Here is a 20,459-nt window from a genome sequence, read left to right as displayed (position 1 = left end):
GCGGCACCAGCGCGAGCGAACCGTAGATGGCCTCCCCTTTCCCCAAGCGCGGCTTGGCGCGGTTACGCCAGATCTTGCTGCAGCCGTTTGCGCTGGCCTTGATGGGGATTTCGCTGTGCGGCTGCTCCTTCGACCTGGGATCGCTGACGCCGGAGAAGGAGAAGCCGCAGGAGGCACCCAAGGCAGCTGCGACCGCCGAAAACGTGGTCAGCGCCGGCAATGTCAGTGAGGCCCAGGCCCATACGGCAAAGGCCCAGGCCCTGGCAAAGTCCGGCGAGACGGCGGCCGCGCTCGAGGAGTTCAATCACGCGGTCGGACTCGATCCCTACAATGCGCAGGCGCTCTATGGCCGCGCCCTGATCTACCAGGGCAAGAACCAGCACGATTTCGCGATCGCCGATTTCAGCGCCGCGAGCGGCCTAAACCCGCAAAAGGTCGAGCCGCTGCTCGGCCGCGCCATCAGCTATCTCGCCCTCGGCAAGGTCAAGGAGGCAGCGGCCGACCTGGATGAGGCTTCCGAGGCCGATCCCCACAATGCCCAGGTCTGGACCATACGCGGGCAAGCCTATGAACGGCTGGGCGACAGGACCAAGGCGGCGGCGTCCTACACCAAGGCGGTCTCGCTTCGTCCACGCGACGACGTCGCCCGCAGCGGCCTCGCCCGCGTCGGCGGCTGACGATTCTGCCGCAGCGCAGGCGCCGTCTTAATCCGGGGTGACACTCTTCGGCAGAACGGAATGGAACATGGACTTGACGCCCGACAGCATGTCGTCGGCGACATTGGTCTTCGGCCGCGGCATGGACGCGCCGGCATCGGCGCGCAGATCGAGCGGGGGCGCGATCATCGGGACCGGAATATCAGCCGGGGGCGTCAGCCGATTCGGGTTCTCGTTGCCGACCGAGGCCGTGTAGGGCGGGCTCGCCTGCGACGAGCCGCCATTGCCATAGGCCTCGGCTGCGGGTGTCGAGACCGTGATCGGCGGCGGCAACGGACGCACCGATGACGTATCCACGGGAATGATACGCGGGGCCTCCGGGGTGCGGGCGGCTTCACGCACCGCAGGCTCCTGAATCTTCTCGGGCGACTTGGTCTCGGAAGACTTGGTCTCGGAAGACTTGGTCTCGGAAGACTTGTTGTCGGAAGCCTTTGTGTCGGAAGCTTTGGCCTCAGCCGCTTTGCTCTCAGGCGACTTGCGCAGGCGCTCGATCGCGGCGCGCACGAGATCGTTGGCGTCGGGGGCTGCGGACGGCGCGGCAGCAGCCGGCGCCGAATTGGCCTCCACCACCGGGGTGGCGGGAGCGGGTGCACTGACGGCCGGGGTGGACTTGGCGACCGCCTTCTCGCGCGCTGACGGCTTGCCGCGCGGCGCGGCCTCGGCCGGTGCCACGTCCGCCATCGACTTCTCAGTGGTCTTGGGTTCAGCACCCGGCTGATCGGCAGTCTTCTCGGCCGCCGGCTTGTCCGTCACCTTCTTCTCGGAAATGCCCTTGGCCTTGACGCCGGGCGCGGGCAAGTTGGCCACATCGGCGGGCTTTCCGTTCTTGCCAGCCTCGGCGGGAGCCATCACGGCCGCAGGTGCATCCGCCGCCGGCTTGGCGTTGATGTAATGATTAACGATGTACGCCCCGATGATCGTTGCGAGCACCGAGGGGAAGATGTCCATCGAGATTTTAGCAATGTATTTCAGCATTCCGGCCACTCCCCGCGCGATCTGATGCGGGAACTTTGAGGCATAGTGAGGGATCAACTGCGACAGATCAATGGCAAAGGGGTACGCCGGAATTACGGCTTCAGCTCGACCTCAAGGAACACGATCTCGGTTGCGGTTTCGTTAAGCACGTCGTGCTGAACGCCGGCCTTGCGAAAATAGGATGCAAGCTGTGCTTTGGACCGCTCGCCATTGGGTGCCACGATGGTCATTTCCCCTGCGACCACGGGAACAATGACGTAGTCCATGCCGTGGGTGTGATGGCCGGTGGCGCTGTTTGACGCGAGCCGCCACTCGGTCACCCGAACCTGGTCATTGTCGATCTGAACCTCGGACTCGGCGGCAATCATCGGAACTCTCCTGGGGCATCATCCGGAAAACCGGTTCAGGCACGAAAACCATGAACACATAGACGGCAAATACCACCATATGGACCAGCCCGAACAGGACATTGGTCCTGCTCGTACCGAAGGTCAGCATGCTCAGGAAGAAGGTCAGGAGCAAAAGCACGCTGCCCTGGCCGCTGAGGCCGCGCGTGAGTTCCTTGTCGAGCGCATAGGTGGCGACACCGACCGCCGGGATAGTCAGCCCGATGGTGGCCAGCGACGAGCCGAGCGCGAGGTTGATGCTCTTCTGGAGGTCGTTCTTGCGGACCGCCGAGACGGCCGCGACGCCTTCCGGCAGCAGGATCAGGAGCGCGACCAGAAGTCCGGCAAAAGCAGGCGGCGCACCGATCCTGGCCGCGACGGCATCGACTACCAGCGAGAATTTCTTGGACAGCAACACGACCGCCAGCAGCGCAATCAGCAGCAGCACGACACTGAGCACCAAGGTCCGGCCCGACAGATGCGCCTCGCACGGCCAGCGCAGGAAAGATCCAGGCCGACCGAGGCATCGGATTGTGCGCGCTTATCCATCGGCTCCAATTGTCTCGGTCGAGCAGTAGCAAATCGGGCGGCAGATTCAATGCCAGCGCAGGATCGGAGCGAACGGCAGCAGCGTCAGCAGCACGAACAGCGGGATCAGCACCGCGCTGGCCCGCACGAAATAACCGAAGAAGCTCGGCATCTCGATGCCGTTCTCGCTTGCGATGCTGCTCACCATGAAATTCGGCGCATTGCCGATATAGGTGAGCGCGCCCATGTAGACTGCGCCCATGGAGATGGAAGCGAGCGTGCCCGAGAGCTCATGCATCAGCACCTGCGGGTCGCCGCCGGCGAGCTCGAAGAACAACAGATAGGTCGGCGCATTGTCGAGAAACGCCGACATCAGACCGGTGAACCAGAAATAGGCAACCTCGCGCGGCGTGCCGTCCGGCCCTGTCACGGCCGACAACAGCCAGGCGAACGCGCCGTGATGGCCGGCATCCAGCATGGCAATGACCGGGATGATCGCGATAAAAATGCCGGCGAACAGCTTCGCGACTTCGCGGATCGGCTCCCAGGTGAAGCCGTTGGCCTGCCTGTGCTCGTCCGGCGTCAACCACACCGACAGGGCCGCTATGGCCAGCAGCGCCGCGTTGCGAACGATGTCTTCCAGCTCCAGCCTGGTTCCGAGAACGTCGAAGGCGATGCCGGGCTTCCACACCGCCGAGGCCAGCAGGCTCGCGACGACGGCCGCGATCAGCACCAGGTTGACGAGGCCGCGGATGCGGACCGGCTTCGCGGCGCCGACAGCGCCGGGCAAGGGTTCGCTGCGGAAGCGCCAGACGTCGATGACAACGAAGATCGCGAGCAGCAGTCCGGCAACGATCGCCGTCTGCAGCCAGATGGTCCGCGTGGTCCAGAAGAAGTCGACGCCATGCAGGAAGCCGACGAACAGAGGGGGATCGCCGAGCGGGCTCAGCGCGCCGCCGACATTGGCGACCAGGATGATGAAGAAGATGACGACATGGGCGTTGTAGCGCCGCGGCCGGTTGGCGCGGATCAGAGGGCGGATCAGGATCATGGCCGCCCCCGTGGTGCCGACGACGCTCGCCATCACCGTACCGAGCGCGAGGATGCCGGCATTTGATGCCGGCGTCGCCTTGATGTCGCCCGTCACGAGAATGCCGCCAGCCACGACATAAAGCGAGAACAGCAGCACGATGAAGCCGAGATATTCGGCGAGCATGGCGTGAACGAGCGCGGCCAACGTCGCCATGCTCCCGGCAAGGATGACGAGCGAGGCGAGTGCCAGCAGCGACCAGGCCGCGGCGATCTTGCCGTAATGGTGGTGCCAGACTTTTGCAAACAGCAGCGGCCCGAGCGCGATCGACAGCAGCAGGCCGGCAAAGGGCAGCGCATAGGGCCAGCCCATCACCGCGCCGTCGAGCCCGGTCGCCGCCCATGCGTGCTGTGGCAACAACACGACGAGGATCGCGGCGATGAACCCGCTCCCGCGCCGAACGAAAAGTCGTCTAGAAAGCAATGAAGCGCCTCGCCGTTTCAATCGCACCGAACGCATCGAGATTATCGTGTCCGCCGCCCGCAAAGCGAACGAACTGTTTCGGTTCATGCGCGAGCACGAACAGACGCTCTCCGAACACGATGGAAATGGCAAGGTCATCGGTGCCATGCATCACCAATAGCGGCACAGTGACGCGCGGGATGCGCTCGTCGGAATGAAATGGATCGCGCATCAGCAGACGCACCGGAACGTACCAGAACGATGAAGCTGCAATATCGGCCGTCGATGTATAGGGCGCTTCCAGGATGAGTTTTCCAACACGATGCTCCGAGGCGACCGCGACCGCCACGCCGGTCCCGAGTGAAAAGCCCCAGGCGACGATTCGCTCCGCTGCGTAGCGCGCAGTGGTGAAGGCGTAGGCAGCCGCGGCATCGCGCAGCAGGCCGGCCTCACTCGGCGCCCCGCTTGAGCCGGCATAGCCGCGATAGGACAGCGCGACGAGGCCGGTGCCGCCCGCCGTCATGGCCTTGAGGCGGCTGACGCGACCGGCGAGATAATCGCCATTGCCCGGAAAATACAGGATCACGGGACGGCCTTGCTTCGCCGGCACGTGCCAGACGATGACCTTCTCGCCATCGGAGGTGGTCAGGACGTGCTCTTCGGCCTCAGGGAGGCCTGCGGCGTCCGGCGCGGTGCGGCCGACGGGCGGGATCGGAAACAGCATCTCGCGCTGCCTGACATACAGCACGAGGAGACCGGCGAAATAGACGGTCACGAGCAGGATGGCGATCCACTTGACGATGGTCATGATGACGCGGCCCGGCCCCCGTTCAGGGCTTTGCAGCAGCTCCGCAGCAATTTCATGACACCGCCCGAGGCGCCCCGGAACGTTGAGGCGCCCGCACGCCACCTGCTGAGCGGCGTACCATGCGACGCGCTGCTCGCGCGTCGCATTCGCAATGGTCGGTTTGTCTCCGCGTTACATCGCCTTGACGATGTTCTCGGTGACCTTCTTGGCGTCGCCGAGCAGCATCATGGTGTTGTCGCGATAGAACAGCGGATTGTCGATGCCGGCATAGCCCGAGGCGAGCGAGCGCTTGATGAACATCACGGTTCCGGCCTTCCAGACCTGGAGCACGGGCATGCCGTAGATCGGCGAGGTCTTGTCCTCTTCGGCCGCCGGATTGGTGACGTCGTTGGCGCCGATCACGAAAGCAATGTCGGCCTGCGCGAATTCAGAGTTGATGTCCTCGAGCTCGAACACCTCGTCATAGGGCACGTTGGCTTCGGCCAGCAGCACGTTCATGTGGCCGGGCATGCGGCCGGCGACCGGGTGAATGGCGTATTTCACCTCGACGCCTTCCTTCTTCAGGATGTCGCCCATTTCACGTAGCGCATGCTGGGCCTGCGCCACCGCCATGCCGTAGCCGGGCACGATGATGACCTTCTGCGCGTTCTTCATGATGAAGGCGGCGTCGTCGGCCGAGCCGAGCTTGGCCGGCTTCTGCTCGCCGCCGCCACCGCCCGCCGCCGCGGTCTCGCCGCCGAAGCCGCCGAGGATGACCGAGATGAAGGAGCGGTTCATCGCGTGGCACATGATGTAGGACAGGATCGCGCCGCTCGATCCCACCAGCGCGCCGGTGATGATCAGCGCGGAGTTGCCGAGCGTGAAGCCGATGCCGGCCGCGGCCCAGCCCGAGTACGAGTTCAGCATCGAAATGACGACCGGCATGTCGGCGCCGCCGATCGGGATGATCATGAGCACGCCGAGGGCCAGCGCGATGATGACGATCAGCCAGAAGTCGAGCGCGCTGCCCGACATCACCAGTCCGACGATGAAGACGACGAGGGCGATGGCGAGTGCGATGTTGATGAAGTGGCGGAACGGCAGGATGATCGGGGCACCGCTCATCCGCGCGGACAGCTTCAGGAACGCGATCACCGAGCCGGTGAAGGTCAGCGCGCCGATGGCGACGCCGAGCGACATCTCGACCAGGCTCTGCGGATGGATGTTGCCGGGGCTGCCGATGTCGAAGGCCTCCGGCGCATAGAACGCACCGGCGGCGACCAGCACCGCGGCCATGCCGACCAACGAATGGAACGCGGCGACCAGTTCCGGCATCGAGGTCATCGGCACGCGGCGCGCGATCACCGCGCCGACGCTGCCGCCGATCGCGATGCCAAGGATCACGAGGATCCAGGCGAGGCCGTCCGCCGGCGGATGGCTGGCCAGCGTGGTGGCGACCGCGATCGCCATGCCGATCATGCCGAAGAAATTGCCCTGCCGCGATGAGGCGGGGCTGGACAGCCCGCGCAGTGACAGGATGAACAGCACACCCGCCACGAGATACAGAACTGCAGCCAGATTGGCGTTCATCTCAGGTCCCCTTTGCCTTTGTCACCCCGAGGTGCACGCCGCTCACTTCACCTTCTTCTTGTACATCGCCAGCATGCGCTGGGTGACAAGGAAGCCGCCGAAGATATTCACGCAGGCGAAAATGAGCGCGATGAAGCCGAAGCCGCGCGCCCAGCCCGAGCCGCTCGAGATCATGCCGACGCCGACCGCGAGCAGCGCGCCGACCACGATCACCGAGGAGATCGCATTGGTGACGCTCATCAGCGGCGTATGCAGCGCTGGGGTCACCGACCACACCACGAAATAGCCGACGAAAACGGCGAGAACGAAAATCGACAGTCGGAAGACGAAGGGATCGACGACTTGTGCGATATGCTCCATGACGGCTCTCCTTACGCTTTCGGCTGGAAATTCGGGTGGATGACGGCGCCGTCCCGGGTCAACGCGGTCGCCTTGACGAGCTCGTCGTCCCAGTTCACGGCCAGCGCCTTGCTGGTCTTGTCGACCATCGTTTCGATGAAGTTGAACAAATTGCGCGCGTAGAGGCTGGAGGCCGACGCCGCGACGCGGCCGGCGACGTTGGTATAGCCAACGATCTTGATGCCACCGACATCGGCGACCTCGCCCGCCTTGACGCCTTCGACATTGCCGCCGCGCTCGACAGCGAGATCGACCAGCACCGATCCCGGCTTCATCGACTTGACCATGTCGGCCGTGACGAGCCTCGGCGCAGGCCGGCCCGGAATCAGCGCGGTGGTGATCACGATGTCCTGCTTCTTGATGTGCTCGGCGGTGAGCGCGGCCTGCTTGGCCTGGTACTCCTTGGACATTTCCTTGGCGTAGCCGCCGGCGGTCTGCGCGTTCTTGAATTCCTCGTCCTCGACGGCGAGGAATTTTGCACCGAGCGATTCGACCTGCTCCTTGGTGGCGGGCCGGACGTCGGTCGCGGTGACGACGGCGCCGAGACGGCGCGCGGTCGCGATCGCCTGGAGGCCGGCGACGCCGACGCCCATCACGAACACTTTGGCGGCGGGCACCGTGCCGGCCGCGGTCATCATCATCGGGAAGGCGCGTCCGAAGGCCTCGGCGCCCTCGATCACGGCGCGGTAGCCGGCAAGGTTGGCCTGCGAGGACAGCACGTCCATCACCTGCGCGCGCGTGATGCGCGGCATCAATTCCATCGCGAAGGCGGAGACGCCGGCATCGGCGATCGTCTTCAGCGCGGCCTCGTTGCCATAGGGGTCCATGATGGCGATGACAAGCGCGCCGCGCTTGTACTGCGCCAACTCGGAGGCTTCGGGGCGCTTCACCTTGATGATGATGTCGGCGTCCTTCAGCGCGTCGGCGCTGACGGTGGCGCCCACGGCGGTGAATTCGGAGTCCGGCAGACCCGACTTGAGGCCGGCGCCCGGCTCGATGGCGATCTCGGCGCCTAACGCCTTGAACTTCTTCACCGTATCCGGCGAAGCGGCGACCCGCGGCTCCGACGGATCGATTTCCTTGGCAATGGCGATCTTCATAGGCCCTCCGGCGACGCGGGAAAGAGCGCGCACGCGAACTTAGCGTTACTCCCGCAACGTTGGATACCGGTTTTCAATCCGGCTTGATTGCAAATTTTATGGGCACCGACGACGCTGGCGGTGCTGCAGACGATGAATCAGGTCAGGAAGATCGCCATCAGGATCACGATAAGCGCGACCGAGACCGTGCCGTACTTCACCAGCTTGATGAAGCCCTCGTAGGTCTGCTCGTGGGCAACGTAGTCGTTGCCGTCGGCGGTGCTGTACGCCACTTCGCTATGGTCGGCCATGAATTGTCCCCAGTCGAAAGTCGAATTTCATGGCTGGGATACCGCAAACTTTCGGGCAGGGCAACGGCAGGCAGGCGCGGTTTCCCGGCAAATCAGGTCATTTGGAATTCCGATTGGCGGGAAAGCTCGGCGCGAGCGCCGCTCAGCCCTGATCGATCATCGTGGCGGTGACGCTTGCGGCGGGGCGCTGGGAGACTGGAAGGCCGAGCGCCTCGCGGACCGCGTCGATCGCCGGCTCGCCCGCTTCGGTGAATCGGGCCGTATGCGGATTGACGCCGCACCCGACCGCCACCGGGTTGTCGCCGGACAGGAAACCGTGGGCCATGTGGAAGCCCAGCGCGCGGTAGACCTCGAACTGCTCCTCCGAGAAGAACTGGTCGCCCGTGGTCTCGTGCGGGAACGTGGCGTGCCGCCGCGCATAGTCGCGGATGTAGTCGTTCTCGTCTCCGGTCAGGGACGATTTAAGGTAGACGAGATAGCCAATGTCGCCGGCGCCGTAGTCGATGGTGCCGATGGCGACGTGGACGTGATCGATCGGCTCGTCGTGGCGCCGGCCTGAGGACGTCGAGGGGTCCGCATTGCACGCCATAACGGCCCGCGTGCGCTCGCGGATCGGTATCCAGGGCAGATCGATCCGGACACCGAGATCGATGCGGGCATAACGCTGCAACGTCATCAGCGACGCGAAGTTCATCGGCGTGTCCGCTTCCGCATCCACGGCGATGATGACCCGGCAACGCCGGCGCAGCAGCTCGTAGATGCCGAGATTCTCGATATGGCCGCCGTCGGTGAGATAGACACCGTCGCTGTTCTCGTAGAGACGGCCGGAAATCTCCGACCAGAAATAGAGCGGCGAGAAGCGGCGGAACCAGCGCGCATTCACGTAGCGCGGATTTCGCAGCCAAAAGCCGAGCCGCACGTTGAGAAGCGCAAGCGTCGGCGTCAGCGACCGGATCGAGTTCGATCCCATGTTCGACGACGCAGCCGCCCCGGAGATCGCCATGGCTGTGGCGAGGTCGAGACTTTGCTCGGCCTTCTCGACAGCCAGGGTCGCCGCGTAGCCGGTGGCCTCGCTCCCGACATTGCGCGGTGAGAATACGAAGAAGTCGGCGTTGCGGCCGCGCCGGTTGGCGAAGTCCGATCCCTGGATGTTCAGCGCCGTGTTGATAAGGTGATAAGGCGCCAGCAATTTGGGCCCGCCCTGTTGGCGGTCCTCCTGAGCGTCTGCGACGCCATAAAGGTCGCTCAGCTTCATGCGATCGAGCGACTTGAAGTCGCGCCCCTGGTCTAGACTGGCCTCGGCACGCGCAAGATCGTGCTCGACCGGCCGGATCGGGTTGAACAGGAAGGCCTTGCTCAGCCTGTCGCGGTAAAGCCGGTGCAGCGAGTTCGCATTCGGGGTCAGAAGCCAGGAGACCAGGAACAACAACAGACCCGTCAGCGCATACAGGACGATCACCGGCAGGGTGTAGCCGTAGGCCGCGTCGGATCCCGATCCCTGGAACAGTTGGGGAAAGTACGGCTGAACCCTGAGCTTGACCCATTGTGCCGCAGGCTGAAGCCACGCCGGCGCGTGCCAAGTCGCCAACCGATCCGAGTCCGTCTCGACGCGCGGCTCGGGGGACGGCGCAGCCTTTGGCTCAGTGAATTCGATGGCGGCGTTTCGGTCCAGCTGCACCTTGCCTGCGAGCGCCGCCGGGAGGGTCGCGGACAATTTTGCCTTGGCGATGCAGTCCCTCTGCTCGGTCTGGGCCGAGCAATCCCTGAAGATGTCGTTGGAGATCCCCCAATAAGACAAATTGAGATAAGCGACCCAGATGATCAGCGGCAAGGCGAGGCCGGCGAACCAGAGCGCGGCCTTGGCAACGAGAACCATCGATCCTCGCTGCGAGGAAGCGCTGTTGCCCTTCAGCAGCTCGAGAAATTGCTGCCGGAACGCGGCGACGAGCGCCGCGATCGGCGCCGCGACGGCGGCAAGCGACTGTATCCAGGTCACCGCGACGCCGCCGACCGGCCCGCCGATCACGCTGCTGTCGGCAACATCGAACATCTGCCGCAGCATGAACGGCTGAAACTCGAAGAAGGCGATGGCCGACAGCAGGACCAGGAAGGTCGCCCCCACGGTCGGCAAATGCGAACGAAATTCCTGGCGATGGCTCGGGCGGGCAAAGGACCGCACGATCGCCCACAGGAAAAAGAGTCCGACCACGATGATCGCAGTTGCCAGGGTGAGCGCGAAGTTGGTCACCTTGAGCACGCGCGCGAAATCGCAGGCGCCGCCGACGACAAGGACGATGGCCGCGGCATAGACCCATACGATCGCCGGACCGCTCCCCCGTTCGGATCGCGAGCAGATATATGCCAGCACTGCGCAGGCGAGCAGGATCACACAGGCGATGGCACCGACCTTGGTGAAGCCGTGCTGATTCACGAAGCCGAAATCGTATAGCTCGCATCTCTTGGAATCGACAAAGCTGACGCCGAACAGATTGGCGACCGTCAGGCACGTCCGGGTCGGCGTCGACCAGATGGTGACCGCCGCCAGCATCAGGATGACCGGAAGGATGATCCCGATATTGGCGATCAATCCGCGCACCACGATGGCAAAGCCGGTGAGGAGATCGCGCACGCCGGCGGGGATCAGATAGTTGGAGTAATTCCGGATGTGCCCGACGGAGGCGGTATCGCTGATCTCGCTCGCGGTCGCGGTGCCGCCCGAAGGCCTCTCCCCGAACACGAAACGCCGCGTGACCGTCATGGTCGCGCTGAGCGAGGCGCCGATGTAGCCGCCGCCCGAGACAGTCGAGAGGTAGTCGATCCGCCGGAACAGATTGTGGTGGTTCAACGCCTGGAGGACGCCGAGGCAGAGCGCCGAGGACCGAATGCCGCCGCCGGACAATGCGAGCCCGGTGACGTCGAGCATCTGGCAGGATTGCAGACCATCCGTGCCGATCTGGCGCGTCGCCTCGCGGCGGGTGTTGATGGCTTCGATCTCGTCGCGAACGATCTGATGGTGCTTTTCGCACCACGGCATTTCCTCAGTAGACCGCGGCGCCCGGGCTTCAACGGGCTGCGTCGGCTGGAGCTGATCGAGCATGCGTGCCTCCCCTGGGCGGCGGAGCACCGGCAATCAATGGTTGTAAAGCGAATGAAAATAGCCTTATGAAATTTTAGTCTCGCCGGGGATGCAAACGTTCAATGCCACATCGCCGGCGCGCGGTTGCGAAGGCTATGTGGCCAAACGCTGCGTCGCCAAAGGCTGCGCGGTGCCGGCTGGAACTCGCCGGCGCTGCATCCTGCGGAAGGTCTCGAGCCGCGCTTCAGGCAACTCCCGCCTGCCTCAGCCCATCGCTTCCAGCTCGTCGATCATACCGGCGATGACGCTCAGGCCGCCGTCCCAGAACTTTGGATCCTTGGCATCGAGCCCGAACGGCCGCAGCAGTTCGGAATAATGCTTGGTGCCGCCGGCGGCGAGCATGTCGAGATAACGTTCAGCGAATCCCTCGGCCGCATTCTCGTAGACGGCGTAGAGCGAGTTCACGAGACAATCGCCGAACGCATAGGCGTAGACGTAGAACGGAGAATGGATGAAGTGCGGGATGTACATCCAGTAGTTCTCGTAGCCCGCTTTGATTTCGATTGCCGGCCCCAAGCTCTCGCCCTGCACAGAGAGCCAGATCTCGCCGAGCCGCGTCGCGGTGAGCTCGCCGTTCTTGCGCTCGGTGTGGACCGCGCGCTCGAAGGAATAGAACGCGATCTGCCGCACCACGGTGTTGATCATGTCCTCGACCTTGCCGGCGAGCAGCGCCTGGCGCTGCTTTGCGCTCCTGGTCTGCGCCAGCAGCCGCCGGAAGGTCAGCATCTCGCCGAACACGCTCGCGGTCTCCGCCAGCGTCAGCGGCGTCGGCGCCATCAATGCGCCGTTCCTGGCCGCCAGCACCTGGTGCACGCCGTGGCCGAGCTCATGGGCGAGCGTCATCACGTCGCGTGGCTTGCCCTGGTAGTTCATCAGCACGTAGGGGTGCGCGGACGGCGTGGTCGGATGCGAGAAGGCCCCCGGCGCCTTGCCCGGGCGCACCGGCGCGTCGATCCAGCGGTCGGTGAAGAAGCGCTCGGCGATGTCAGCCATCTTTGGCGAGAAGCCGCGATAGGCGGTGAGCACCATGTTTCGCGCGTCGCCCCAGCCGATCACGTCGGTCGCAGCAAAGGGCAGCGGCGCGTTGCGGTCCCAATAGGCCAGGCGCTTCCTGCCGAACCAGCGTGCCTTCAGCGCGTAGTAGCGATGCGACAATTTTGGATAGGCCGCGCGGACCGAGGCGACCAGCGCATCCACCACCTCGCGCTCGACGCGGTTATTCAGATGCCGGGAATCCGCGACGTCCTTGAAGCCGCGCCAGCTGTCGGAGATGTCCTTGTCCTTGGCCAGGGTGTTCGTGATCAGCGCAAAGGTGCGCTCATTGGCCTTGAAAGTCTTTGCGAGCGCCTCTGCCGCGGTCTTGCGCTTGGCGCCGTCGCGGTCCTGCAACAGATTGAGCGTTGGCTCGATCGCGAGATCCTTGGGCCCGACCTTGAAGCGCAAGCCCGAGATGGTCTGGTCGAACAGCCGGTTGAAGGCGGAATAGCCGGTCTGCGCCTTCTCCAGGAAGAGCTGCTCGAGCTTGTCGTCGAGCTGGTACGGCTTCTCCTTGCGCAGATCCTCGATCCAGGGACGGTAGTGCGCGAGCTCGGTGGCCTGCATCGCGCGGGTCAAAATATCGTCATCGATGCGATTGAGCTCGAGCGCGAAGAACAGCAGATGTGTCGATGCCGCCGTCAGGCGCTCGGAAACGTCGCCGTAAAACTTTGAAATCTTGGGGTCCACGCTGTCGCCGGCATGAACGAGGCCAGCGTACGAGCCGAGCCGGCCGGCGAGGTCGTCGATCGCCTCATAGCGTCGCACGGCTTCAGCGAGCCATTTTCCGCCATCTTCCTTTGCTGTTCCTGTTGCGAGCTTGCCCTTGTAGTCCGTCTCGAACGCGACGCAATCGTCATCCATCTTTGCGAGATCGCGCGCCACTTCCGGTGCATCGATCCCGGAATAGAGGTCGGCGAGGTTCCACTCCGGAAGCTTGCCGGTCTTGCTCGCAGGCTTTGCGGGTGAAGGCTTGGCAAGCGAAGACTTGGCGGGTGAACGCTTGGAGGGTTTTGCCTTGGCTGTCTTGGTGTTCGGCTTGCGAAGAGCGGGCTTGCTGATGGCGGACTTCTTAACTGCAGGCTTGGAGCGCGAATTCATTGTGTGGGAAACCTGTGTTCAACAATCGCGACGGCGGGCGGGGGCATCAGGATTTAACAGTGCGTTAATCGGCTTCGGCCAGAGTGCCCCGATTCGAGACAGATAGTAGTAGCGTGCGGGGAACACCATGGCTGCCAGTATTTTGATCGCCGACGACGACGCTGTAGCCCGCCGGCTGGTCGAAAACATGGTGCAGAAATGCGGCTATGAGACGATCGTGGTGGACTCCGGCGACGCGGCGATTGCCGCCCTCACCGCCCCTGACGCGGCCATCGACGGCGTCATCCTCGATCTCGTGATGCCCGGCCTCGACGGCATGGGCGTGCTGGCGAAAATCCGCGAAGCGGGTCTCAGCATCCCCGTCATCGTGCAGACGGCCCATGGCGGCATCGACAATGTAATCTCGGCGATGCGCGCGGGCGCGGCCGATTTCGTGGTCAAGCCGGTCGGCCTGGAGCGGCTCCAGGTCTCTCTTCGCAACGCGCTCAACTCCTCGGCGCTCAAGGGCGAATTGCAGCGCATCCGTCACAGCCGCGAGGGCCGGCTGACCTTCTCCGACATCATCACCCGCGCCGAGTCGATGGCGAGCGTGATGCGCGCGGCGCAGAAAGCAACAAACTCCTCGATCCCCGTGCTGATCGAGGGCGAGTCCGGCGTCGGCAAGGAGATGTTCGCGCGTGCCATCCATGGCAGCGGCGAGCGCAAGGCAAAGCCGTTCGTCGCGGTCAATTGCGGCGCGATCCCCGACAACCTCGTCGAGTCCATCCTGTTCGGTCACGAGAAGGGCGCCTTCACCGGCGCCACCGAACGCCACACCGGCAAGTTCGTCGAAGCCCATGGCGGCACGCTATTCCTGGACGAGGTCAGCGAGCTGCCGCTGAGCGCGCAGGTCAAGCTGCTTCGCGCGCTCCAGGAAGGCGCGGTCGAGGCGGTCGGCGGCCGCAGACCCGTGAAGGTCGACGTCCGCATCATCTCGGCGACCAATCGCAGGCTGCTGGAGCGGGTCAAGCAGGGCCACTTCCGGGAAGACTTGTTCTATCGCCTGCATGTGCTGCCGCTCACGATCCCATCGCTACGCGCCCGGCGCGAGGACATTCCGCATCTGCTCAGGCATTTCCTGGCGCGCTTTGCCGCCGAGGAGAACCGCCCCATCACCGGCATCAGCGGCGAGGCCGTTGCTCACCTTGCCCAGCTCGATTGGCCCGGCAACATCCGCCAGCTCGAAAACGCGGTCTACCGGGCCGTGGTGATGAGCGACGGCGACCAGCTTGGCCTTGACGACTTCCCCCTGATCGCCTCGCAGCCACATCCGGGAACAGACATTCCGACCGCGCCGCTGATGCTGGAGCCGATCGCGGCCCCCTCCGTCGTGTCGGGTAATGACATACCGATCGCACCGCTGCCGCAAGCGGGTGCTCTCTCCATGCTGACCGCGACCGGAGACGTCCGGCCGCTGGAGGATATCGAGAACGAGATCATCCGTTTCGCGATCTCGCATTACCGCGGGCAGATGTCCGAGGTCGCCCGCCGCCTCAAAATCGGCCGGTCCACCCTCTACCGCAAACTCGATGAGGCCGGGGTTCCCGGCCATGGCGGCAAAAGCGGTGAGGAGACGCACTGAGCCTGACGCGAACGGAGGTTCGTCCGGGCGGAGCGATACGACTGTAAGCCGTTCGTACGACGACGGAATTCGACTGCGATTTGAACCGTGACTTGGAAGTGACAGACACAGGGAAAAGCGCGTGGCAGAAGCGCACAATCCGTTGCCAAGAGGCTTGCTTGAAGTCAGTTTGTCGTGAGTTGTCCCGGGTAGCGCTGGCTGCGAAATGGGGGCCTGTATATCGTCTGCGTAGGATTCGTTGCGTGCAGGCGTGCAACTTTCGAGAGGCCGGCGCGGTTTAGCCGAAGCTCAATAGGCGATAACGAAGCTGTTCCACGGGGGACAGTTCACCCGAGGGGTGCGACACAATGCGTGACTGTTTGAACCACCGTGCAGGCTTTGACCGTGTCTTGATGACGGTCGCGGCGACCTTCCTCACGGTATCGGCCAGCTCGGCCCTGGCGCAGGATCAGGCGCGCAGCAGCGCTGCCGAGCTCGCGATCGAAGCCGCGATCCCGCGCCCCGAACCCGCAAACGTCCCGCCCCCGACCGCATCCGACATCAAGCTCGACACCACCGCCACGGTTCAGGACTCGGCAAAGGAGCCGGTCAAGGAACCCGTGAAGGCCGAAGCCGCTCCCGCGCCGGACAAGGTCGAGACCAAGCCTTCCGACGTCGCCACCACGCCGGCGACCGAGGCGCCGAAGAGCGAGACGGCGAAGACGGAACCTGCCAAGGCCGACACGGCGACAACGCCGGCCGCGCCCGCCACCGCTGCGGCTCCGGCCTCGGAGCCGGTGAAGGCCGCGAGCAACGTTCCCGCCGCCGACCAGCCGGTCGCCGACAAGCTCAAGGACGCCATCGGCGCCAAGGCTTCACGCTATTTCGACCGCAAGAACGAGCGCGCTACGATCGAGAAGTTTTACGGTGCACGCGACTTCGCGCCGGTCTGGACCCAGGCCGGCAGCCTGACCGCTGCGGCCAAGGGCGTGATCGCACGGCTGAAGGACGCGGCGTCCGACGGTCTCAATCCCGCCGATTACCCGCTGCCGGACTTCGCAGCCGCCACGACACCCGATACACTCGCCGATGCCGAGCTCAAGCTCACCGCCAGCATGTTCGACTATGCGCGCCAGGCTCAGAGCGGCCGCATGCACTGGTCACAGGTCAGCGGCGACATCCTCTATCCCGAGCATCCGATCGATCCGAACGAGGTGCTCGCCAAGGTCACGACGGCGGCGGACGCCTCCGCGGCGCTCGACAGCTACAATCCGCCGCAGAAGCTTTACAAGGAGCTGAAGGCGAAGCTCGCAGAGCTCCGCGGCCAGGGCAACGGCCCGGTGATCGAGATCGCCGATGGTCCGACGTTGAAATACACCCCGGCCGGCAAGAAGCAGGCTGAAATCGTCGTTGAAGATCCGCGCGTGCCGCAGCTGCGCGCCAAGCTCGGCATCACCGAGAACGCCAACGACACCCGCTATGACGCGGCGGTCGCCGAAGCCGTGCGCAAGTTCCAGAACAGCGCCGAAATCAAGGCGACCGGCATCCTCGACGACAAGACGGTCAAGGCGATCAACACCCCGAAGCGCGACAAGCAGATCGACGTGGTGCTGGTGAACATGGAGCGCTGGCGCTGGCTGCCGCGCGACCTGGGCGTCCCCTCCCTCGGCGATGCCTACGTCATCCTCAACATTCCCGACTACACGCTGAAGGTGATGCAGCGCGGCCAGCAGGTCTGGACCACCCGCGTCGTCACCGGCAAGCCCGGCACGCATGCGACCCCGCTGCTCACCGAGACGATGAAGTACATCACGGTCAATCCGACCTGGAACGTGCCGCCGTCGATCGTCTACAACGAATATCTGCCGGCACTTCAGCAGGACCCGACCGTGCTCCAGCGCATGGGCCTCAAGCTCGAGCAGAACCGCGACGGTTCAGTGCACATCTCGCAGCCGCCCGGTGAAGCCAATGCGCTCGGCCGCATCCGCTTCAATTTCCCCAACAAGTTCCTGGTCTATCAGCACGACACGCCGGACAAGAACCTGTTCGCCCGGGACGAACGCGCCTTCAGCCACGGCTGCATGCGCGTGCAGAACCCGGATCAGTACGCGTCGGTCCTGCTCAACATCGCGATGCCGAACGAGAAGTACACGCCGGAACGCATCCGCAGCATGTACGGCAAGAGCGAGATCGACTTGAAATTCCCGACCCCGATCCCGGTCAACATCACCTATCAGACCGCATTCGTGGATGATGGCGGCAAGCTGCAATTCCGCAAGGACGTCTATGGCCGCGACGCGACCATGATCAACATCCTGAAGAACGGTCGCGGCAAGGATCTCGAGAACGTGGTCGCGCACTCCCAGCCGAGCTATTCACGCCCGGCAACGACGCTGCCGAACGGCGTCCTGGCGGCCAATGGCGGCTCGTCCGGCCCGAATTTCTTCGAGCGCCTGTTCGGAGCGCCGACCCCGCCGCCGGCTCCGGTCGGCCGCCGTCCGCAGCAGCAGCGGGTGTTCACCCGCTGAGCCAGGCCCGCCCCGGGTCTGATTTCCTGAAATTCAGCAATAAAATCAGCGACCTCATCCTCTGGATGGGGTCGCTTAACGTTAACCATTCTCCACCTGACCTCGGGCAGCGGGCCTTTTTTCGCCACACTCACCCGGTTAGGTTCGCGATCTGACTTGGTTTGGGGGCGGGAAGGTCAACCTCGAATTAACCTTCTCGCTTTAACAAAGCGTTCATCCTCTTTCGCGCGCTACGGGGTTAGCGGGAGAGTCCATTTTGAACGCTCGTCGACTGGGTGGGCTCTAACGTGCTGACTGGAATCGCACGCCAATTCGCTGTGCTGTCGTTGTCCCATGCGGGAGTGAAGGCCGGATCACGGATCGGCCTCGCTGCCGTATTGCTGCTTGCTGCCGCGGGTTCAGTTCATGACGCCGCCGCGCTCAACGAGACCAAGACGCTCTCCTTCCACCACACCCATTCCGGCGAAGACCTTACCGTCACCTTCAAGCGCGACGGGCGCTACGACGAAGCGGCGCTGAAGCAGCTCAATCACTTCCTGCGCGACTGGCGCAGCCAGGACGAGACGGTCATGGACCGTCACCTCTTCGACATCCTCTGGGAAGTCTACCGCGACGTCGACGGCAAGCAGCCGATCCAGATCATCTCCGCCTACCGCTCGCCCGCCACCAACTCCATGCTCCGCCGCCGCTCCTCCGGCGTGGCGCGCTTCAGCCAGCACATGCTGGGGCATGCGATGGACTTCTACATCCCGAACGTGCCGCTGGAGCAGATCCGCTTCGCCGGCCTGCGCCTCCAGCGCGGCGGCGTCGGCTTCTATCCGACCTCAGGCTCGCCGTTCGTACATCTGGACACCGGCAGCATCCGGCATTGGCCGCGCATGACGCATGACCAGCTCGCCCGGGTCTTCCCGGACGGACGCACCGTCCATGTCCCAACCGACGGCACGCCGCTGAAGGGCTATGAGCTCGCCAAGGCCGAGATCGAGCGGCGGGGCAGCGGCGAAGATTCCGGCAGCAAGTCGAATTTCTTTGCCGCCCTGTTCAAGGGCAAGCCGGCTCCGGCGGCCACGAGCAACGACGAGGATGACGAGGGCGCGCCCGCTCCGGCCGCGAAGCCTGTTGCGCCGACCGTGGTCGCCGCCGCGACCAAGCCGGCCGATCCGGTGCCGACGCCGCGCGCCAAGCCGTCAATCGCGGCGACGATTCAGCTCGCCTCGGCCGATGCGCAGCTCGTCGCGCTGCCCAAGTCGAAGCCGGCGCCCGTGGCTGACAAGCCGGCCGCCGGCAAATCTGCTGACGCCAAGCCCGAGACGCCCGCCGACATCATCAATGCCCGCGGCTTCTGGGATGCCCCGGCTACGCCGCAGCAGGCGACGCCGGCCCAAGTGGCTGCGCTGAAGGCCCGCCAGGCGCTTGCCGCCGCCACCGATCCGCAGCCGACCGCGAGCGTGTCCAGCGCCGCCTATCAGGCGCTGGCTTACGCGCCGGCGTCCGCCTCCCCGGTCGACCGCGCCAATGTCGTCGCCGCCTCCGCGCCGATCCCGCGCTCCGCCCGTCCCACCGCCGCGTCGCGCAACCTTGCGCCCGCGACCGAGATCAACACGGTGGTCGGCAAGCGTGTCGACGGCATGGTCGCAACCGCGACCCGGCTCTCCGCAGCCAAGGGTGAAAGTATCTGGCTCAAGATCGTGATGCTGTCGCCGAGCGCCAGCCGCGCGATGTCGGTCACGCTGATGGGCGAGCTCGACACGGCCGCGATGCGCGCCTACTTCGTCAAGCCGCAGTCCGTGATCGCCATGGGTTTTGCGGACGATCCGATGCAGGGCCTGTCCTGCGACAGCTTCTCGGGCACCGCCACCGCCAAGCTCGAGACGACGTCGTTCGTCATGCGGACCGCCGCGTTGCGCTGAGGTCTTCGCGCGCCGCTAACGCTTCTTCCTTCGTTGATCCAGATGATACGTCAACGCCAGCGACAGGCAGACCGATAGCTCCCGCTTAGGCGGCTTGCCCGACACCGGCAACAGCAACGCCCTGGTCTGCCGATATTCGAACCGATCGGGAAAGCGTTCGCGAAAGGTATCGACCAGCGTCGTCTTGCAATTGAACAGAATCGCGGCGTGCGCGGAGTCCTTCAGGCGGCCGAGCCGGATCGTGCTGCCACTGCCGGTCTCTTCGGTCAAATAAGCAGGCTCGCCCCATTTCAACGTTTCGGTGAGACGGCCGATGCCTTCATCCGCCGCGGCGGTCGCGAAGATCAGCTCGCGTACCCAAAGCAGCCGCTTGCCGATCGACGCCGGAAAAGCGTCGTAGGCACGGCTTACCTCGCGCGGCAGCGGCGGCGCAGTCACCGCGGTCTCCTTCGATCGACATGGTGTCGCCCAGGCCAAAGCCGGGACGACACCGATAGCTCAGATCATCCCCAGTGCCTGCATGTAGGTCTCGAGGATCGTCTCGGCCTCGGCGCGCTCGTTCGGGTCCTGCTTGCGCATGCGCACGATGGTGCGCAGCGCCTTGACGTCGTAGCCGTTGCCCTTGGCCTCGGCGAAGACGTCGCGGATGTCGTCGGAGATCGCCTTCTTCTCTTCCTCCAGCCGCTCGATGCGCTCGATGATGGACTTGAGCTGGTCCTTGGCAAATTTCGTCGCGGGCTCGTCGTCGCGGACGGCGGCGGAGGTGGCCATCTTGGTACTCCCAATGGAACTGGCAAAACGAGGTGACGCCGGCATCATCACCGCGCGTGCTGGTTAGACCCTTAGGGTTCGGACCTCTCGCGTTCAAGGCGGCATCGCGCTCGTC

Annotated in this window: 16 protein-coding genes and 1 pseudogene; 4 read left to right on the top strand and 13 right to left on the bottom strand. The window is 64.5% G+C overall.

Translation table 11 applies throughout. The features are described 5' to 3' along the window. Positions 1 to 26 precede the first annotated feature (26 nt). On the top strand, positions 27 to 677 hold the full coding sequence (locus tag IVB48_RS17010) for a tetratricopeptide repeat protein (RefSeq protein WP_247401076.1): 651 nt from the start codon (positions 27 to 29) through the stop codon (positions 675 to 677). A gap of 27 nt (positions 678 to 704) precedes the next feature. On the opposite strand, the gene IVB48_RS17005 is transcribed toward IVB48_RS17010, so the two are convergent. From IVB48_RS17005 to IVB48_RS16955, 11 genes and pseudogenes are all read right to left on the bottom strand, one after another. Then, positions 705 to 1,691: a hypothetical protein gene (locus IVB48_RS17005; RefSeq protein ID WP_247401074.1), complete on the bottom strand. Its 987-nt coding sequence runs from the start codon at positions 1,689 to 1,691 to the stop codon at positions 705 to 707. A gap of 92 nt (positions 1,692 to 1,783) precedes the next feature. Then, the gene (locus IVB48_RS17000; protein WP_247401072.1) at positions 1,784 to 2,059 is read right to left on the bottom strand and encodes a cupin domain-containing protein; all 276 of its coding nucleotides are present in this window, start codon (positions 2,057 to 2,059) and stop codon (positions 1,784 to 1,786) included. A gap of 37 nt (positions 2,060 to 2,096) precedes the next feature. Then, positions 2,097 to 2,561: pseudogene (locus IVB48_RS16995) on the bottom strand (ionic transporter y4hA); the annotation flags it as partial. Between the two features lie 111 nt (positions 2,562 to 2,672). Then, positions 2,673 to 4,154, bottom strand: a complete 1,482-nt coding sequence (locus IVB48_RS16990; RefSeq protein ID WP_247401070.1) for a sodium:proton antiporter — start codon at positions 4,152 to 4,154, stop codon at positions 2,673 to 2,675. Beyond that, a complete protein-coding gene (locus IVB48_RS16985; RefSeq protein WP_247401068.1) occupies positions 4,108 to 4,905 on the bottom strand; it encodes an alpha/beta hydrolase in 798 nt (265 codons plus the stop codon). The genes IVB48_RS16990 and IVB48_RS16985 overlap by 47 nt, the downstream gene beginning before the upstream one ends. 171 nt (positions 4,906 to 5,076) lie before the next feature. Further along, positions 5,077 to 6,474, bottom strand: coding sequence for an NAD(P)(+) transhydrogenase (Re/Si-specific) subunit beta (locus IVB48_RS16980; RefSeq protein ID WP_247287601.1), 1,398 nt, complete (start codon positions 6,472 to 6,474; stop codon positions 5,077 to 5,079). Between the two features lie 42 nt (positions 6,475 to 6,516). Further along, positions 6,517 to 6,834, bottom strand: a complete 318-nt coding sequence (locus IVB48_RS16975; RefSeq protein ID WP_007596278.1) for a proton-translocating transhydrogenase family protein — start codon at positions 6,832 to 6,834, stop codon at positions 6,517 to 6,519. Positions 6,835 to 6,845: 11 nt separating this feature from the next. Next, positions 6,846 to 7,973, bottom strand: a complete 1,128-nt coding sequence (locus IVB48_RS16970) for a Re/Si-specific NAD(P)(+) transhydrogenase subunit alpha (protein WP_247401065.1) — start codon at positions 7,971 to 7,973, stop codon at positions 6,846 to 6,848. 137 nt (positions 7,974 to 8,110) lie between these two features. After that, a complete protein-coding gene (locus IVB48_RS16965; protein ID WP_007596280.1) occupies positions 8,111 to 8,263 on the bottom strand; it encodes an aa3-type cytochrome c oxidase subunit IV in 153 nt (50 codons plus the stop codon). 142 nt (positions 8,264 to 8,405) lie between these two features. After that, on the bottom strand, positions 8,406 to 11,360 hold the full coding sequence (locus tag IVB48_RS16960) for a patatin-like phospholipase family protein (protein ID WP_247401064.1): 2,955 nt from the start codon (positions 11,358 to 11,360) through the stop codon (positions 8,406 to 8,408). A 243-nt stretch (positions 11,361 to 11,603) separates the two neighbouring features. After that, complete coding sequence (locus tag IVB48_RS16955) at positions 11,604 to 13,535, bottom strand: M3 family oligoendopeptidase (RefSeq protein WP_247401061.1); 1,932 nt, start codon at positions 13,533 to 13,535, stop codon at positions 11,604 to 11,606. Between the two features lie 127 nt (positions 13,536 to 13,662). Here IVB48_RS16955 and IVB48_RS16950 point away from each other — a divergent pair, with 127 nt between their 5' ends. From IVB48_RS16950 to IVB48_RS16940, 3 genes are all read left to right on the top strand, one after another. Then, entirely contained in the window at positions 13,663 to 15,156 is a 1,494-nt protein-coding gene (locus IVB48_RS16950) for a sigma-54 dependent transcriptional regulator (RefSeq protein ID WP_247401059.1), read from the top strand. A gap of 347 nt (positions 15,157 to 15,503) precedes the next feature. After that, the gene (locus IVB48_RS16945; protein ID WP_247401056.1) at positions 15,504 to 17,663 is read left to right on the top strand and encodes a L,D-transpeptidase family protein; all 2,160 of its coding nucleotides are present in this window, start codon (positions 15,504 to 15,506) and stop codon (positions 17,661 to 17,663) included. A 287-nt stretch (positions 17,664 to 17,950) separates the two neighbouring features. After that, positions 17,951 to 19,573: a DUF882 domain-containing protein gene (locus IVB48_RS16940; protein WP_245287881.1), complete on the top strand. Its 1,623-nt coding sequence runs from the start codon at positions 17,951 to 17,953 to the stop codon at positions 19,571 to 19,573. Between the two features lie 15 nt (positions 19,574 to 19,588). Here the strand turns inward: IVB48_RS16940 and IVB48_RS16935 are convergent, their stop codons facing one another. Further along, the gene (locus tag IVB48_RS16935; RefSeq protein WP_247401052.1) at positions 19,589 to 20,011 is read right to left on the bottom strand and encodes a DUF1801 domain-containing protein; all 423 of its coding nucleotides are present in this window, start codon (positions 20,009 to 20,011) and stop codon (positions 19,589 to 19,591) included. Between the two features lie 60 nt (positions 20,012 to 20,071). Next, the gene (locus IVB48_RS16930; RefSeq protein WP_007596286.1) at positions 20,072 to 20,344 is read right to left on the bottom strand and encodes a DUF2312 domain-containing protein; all 273 of its coding nucleotides are present in this window, start codon (positions 20,342 to 20,344) and stop codon (positions 20,072 to 20,074) included. Between the last annotated feature and the right edge of the window lie 115 nt (positions 20,345 to 20,459).

Source organism: Bradyrhizobium sp. 76 (assembly GCF_023073025.1).
GTDB lineage: Bacteria > Pseudomonadota > Alphaproteobacteria > Rhizobiales > Xanthobacteraceae > Bradyrhizobium.
This window is presented reverse-complemented; position numbering and strand designations above follow the sequence as displayed.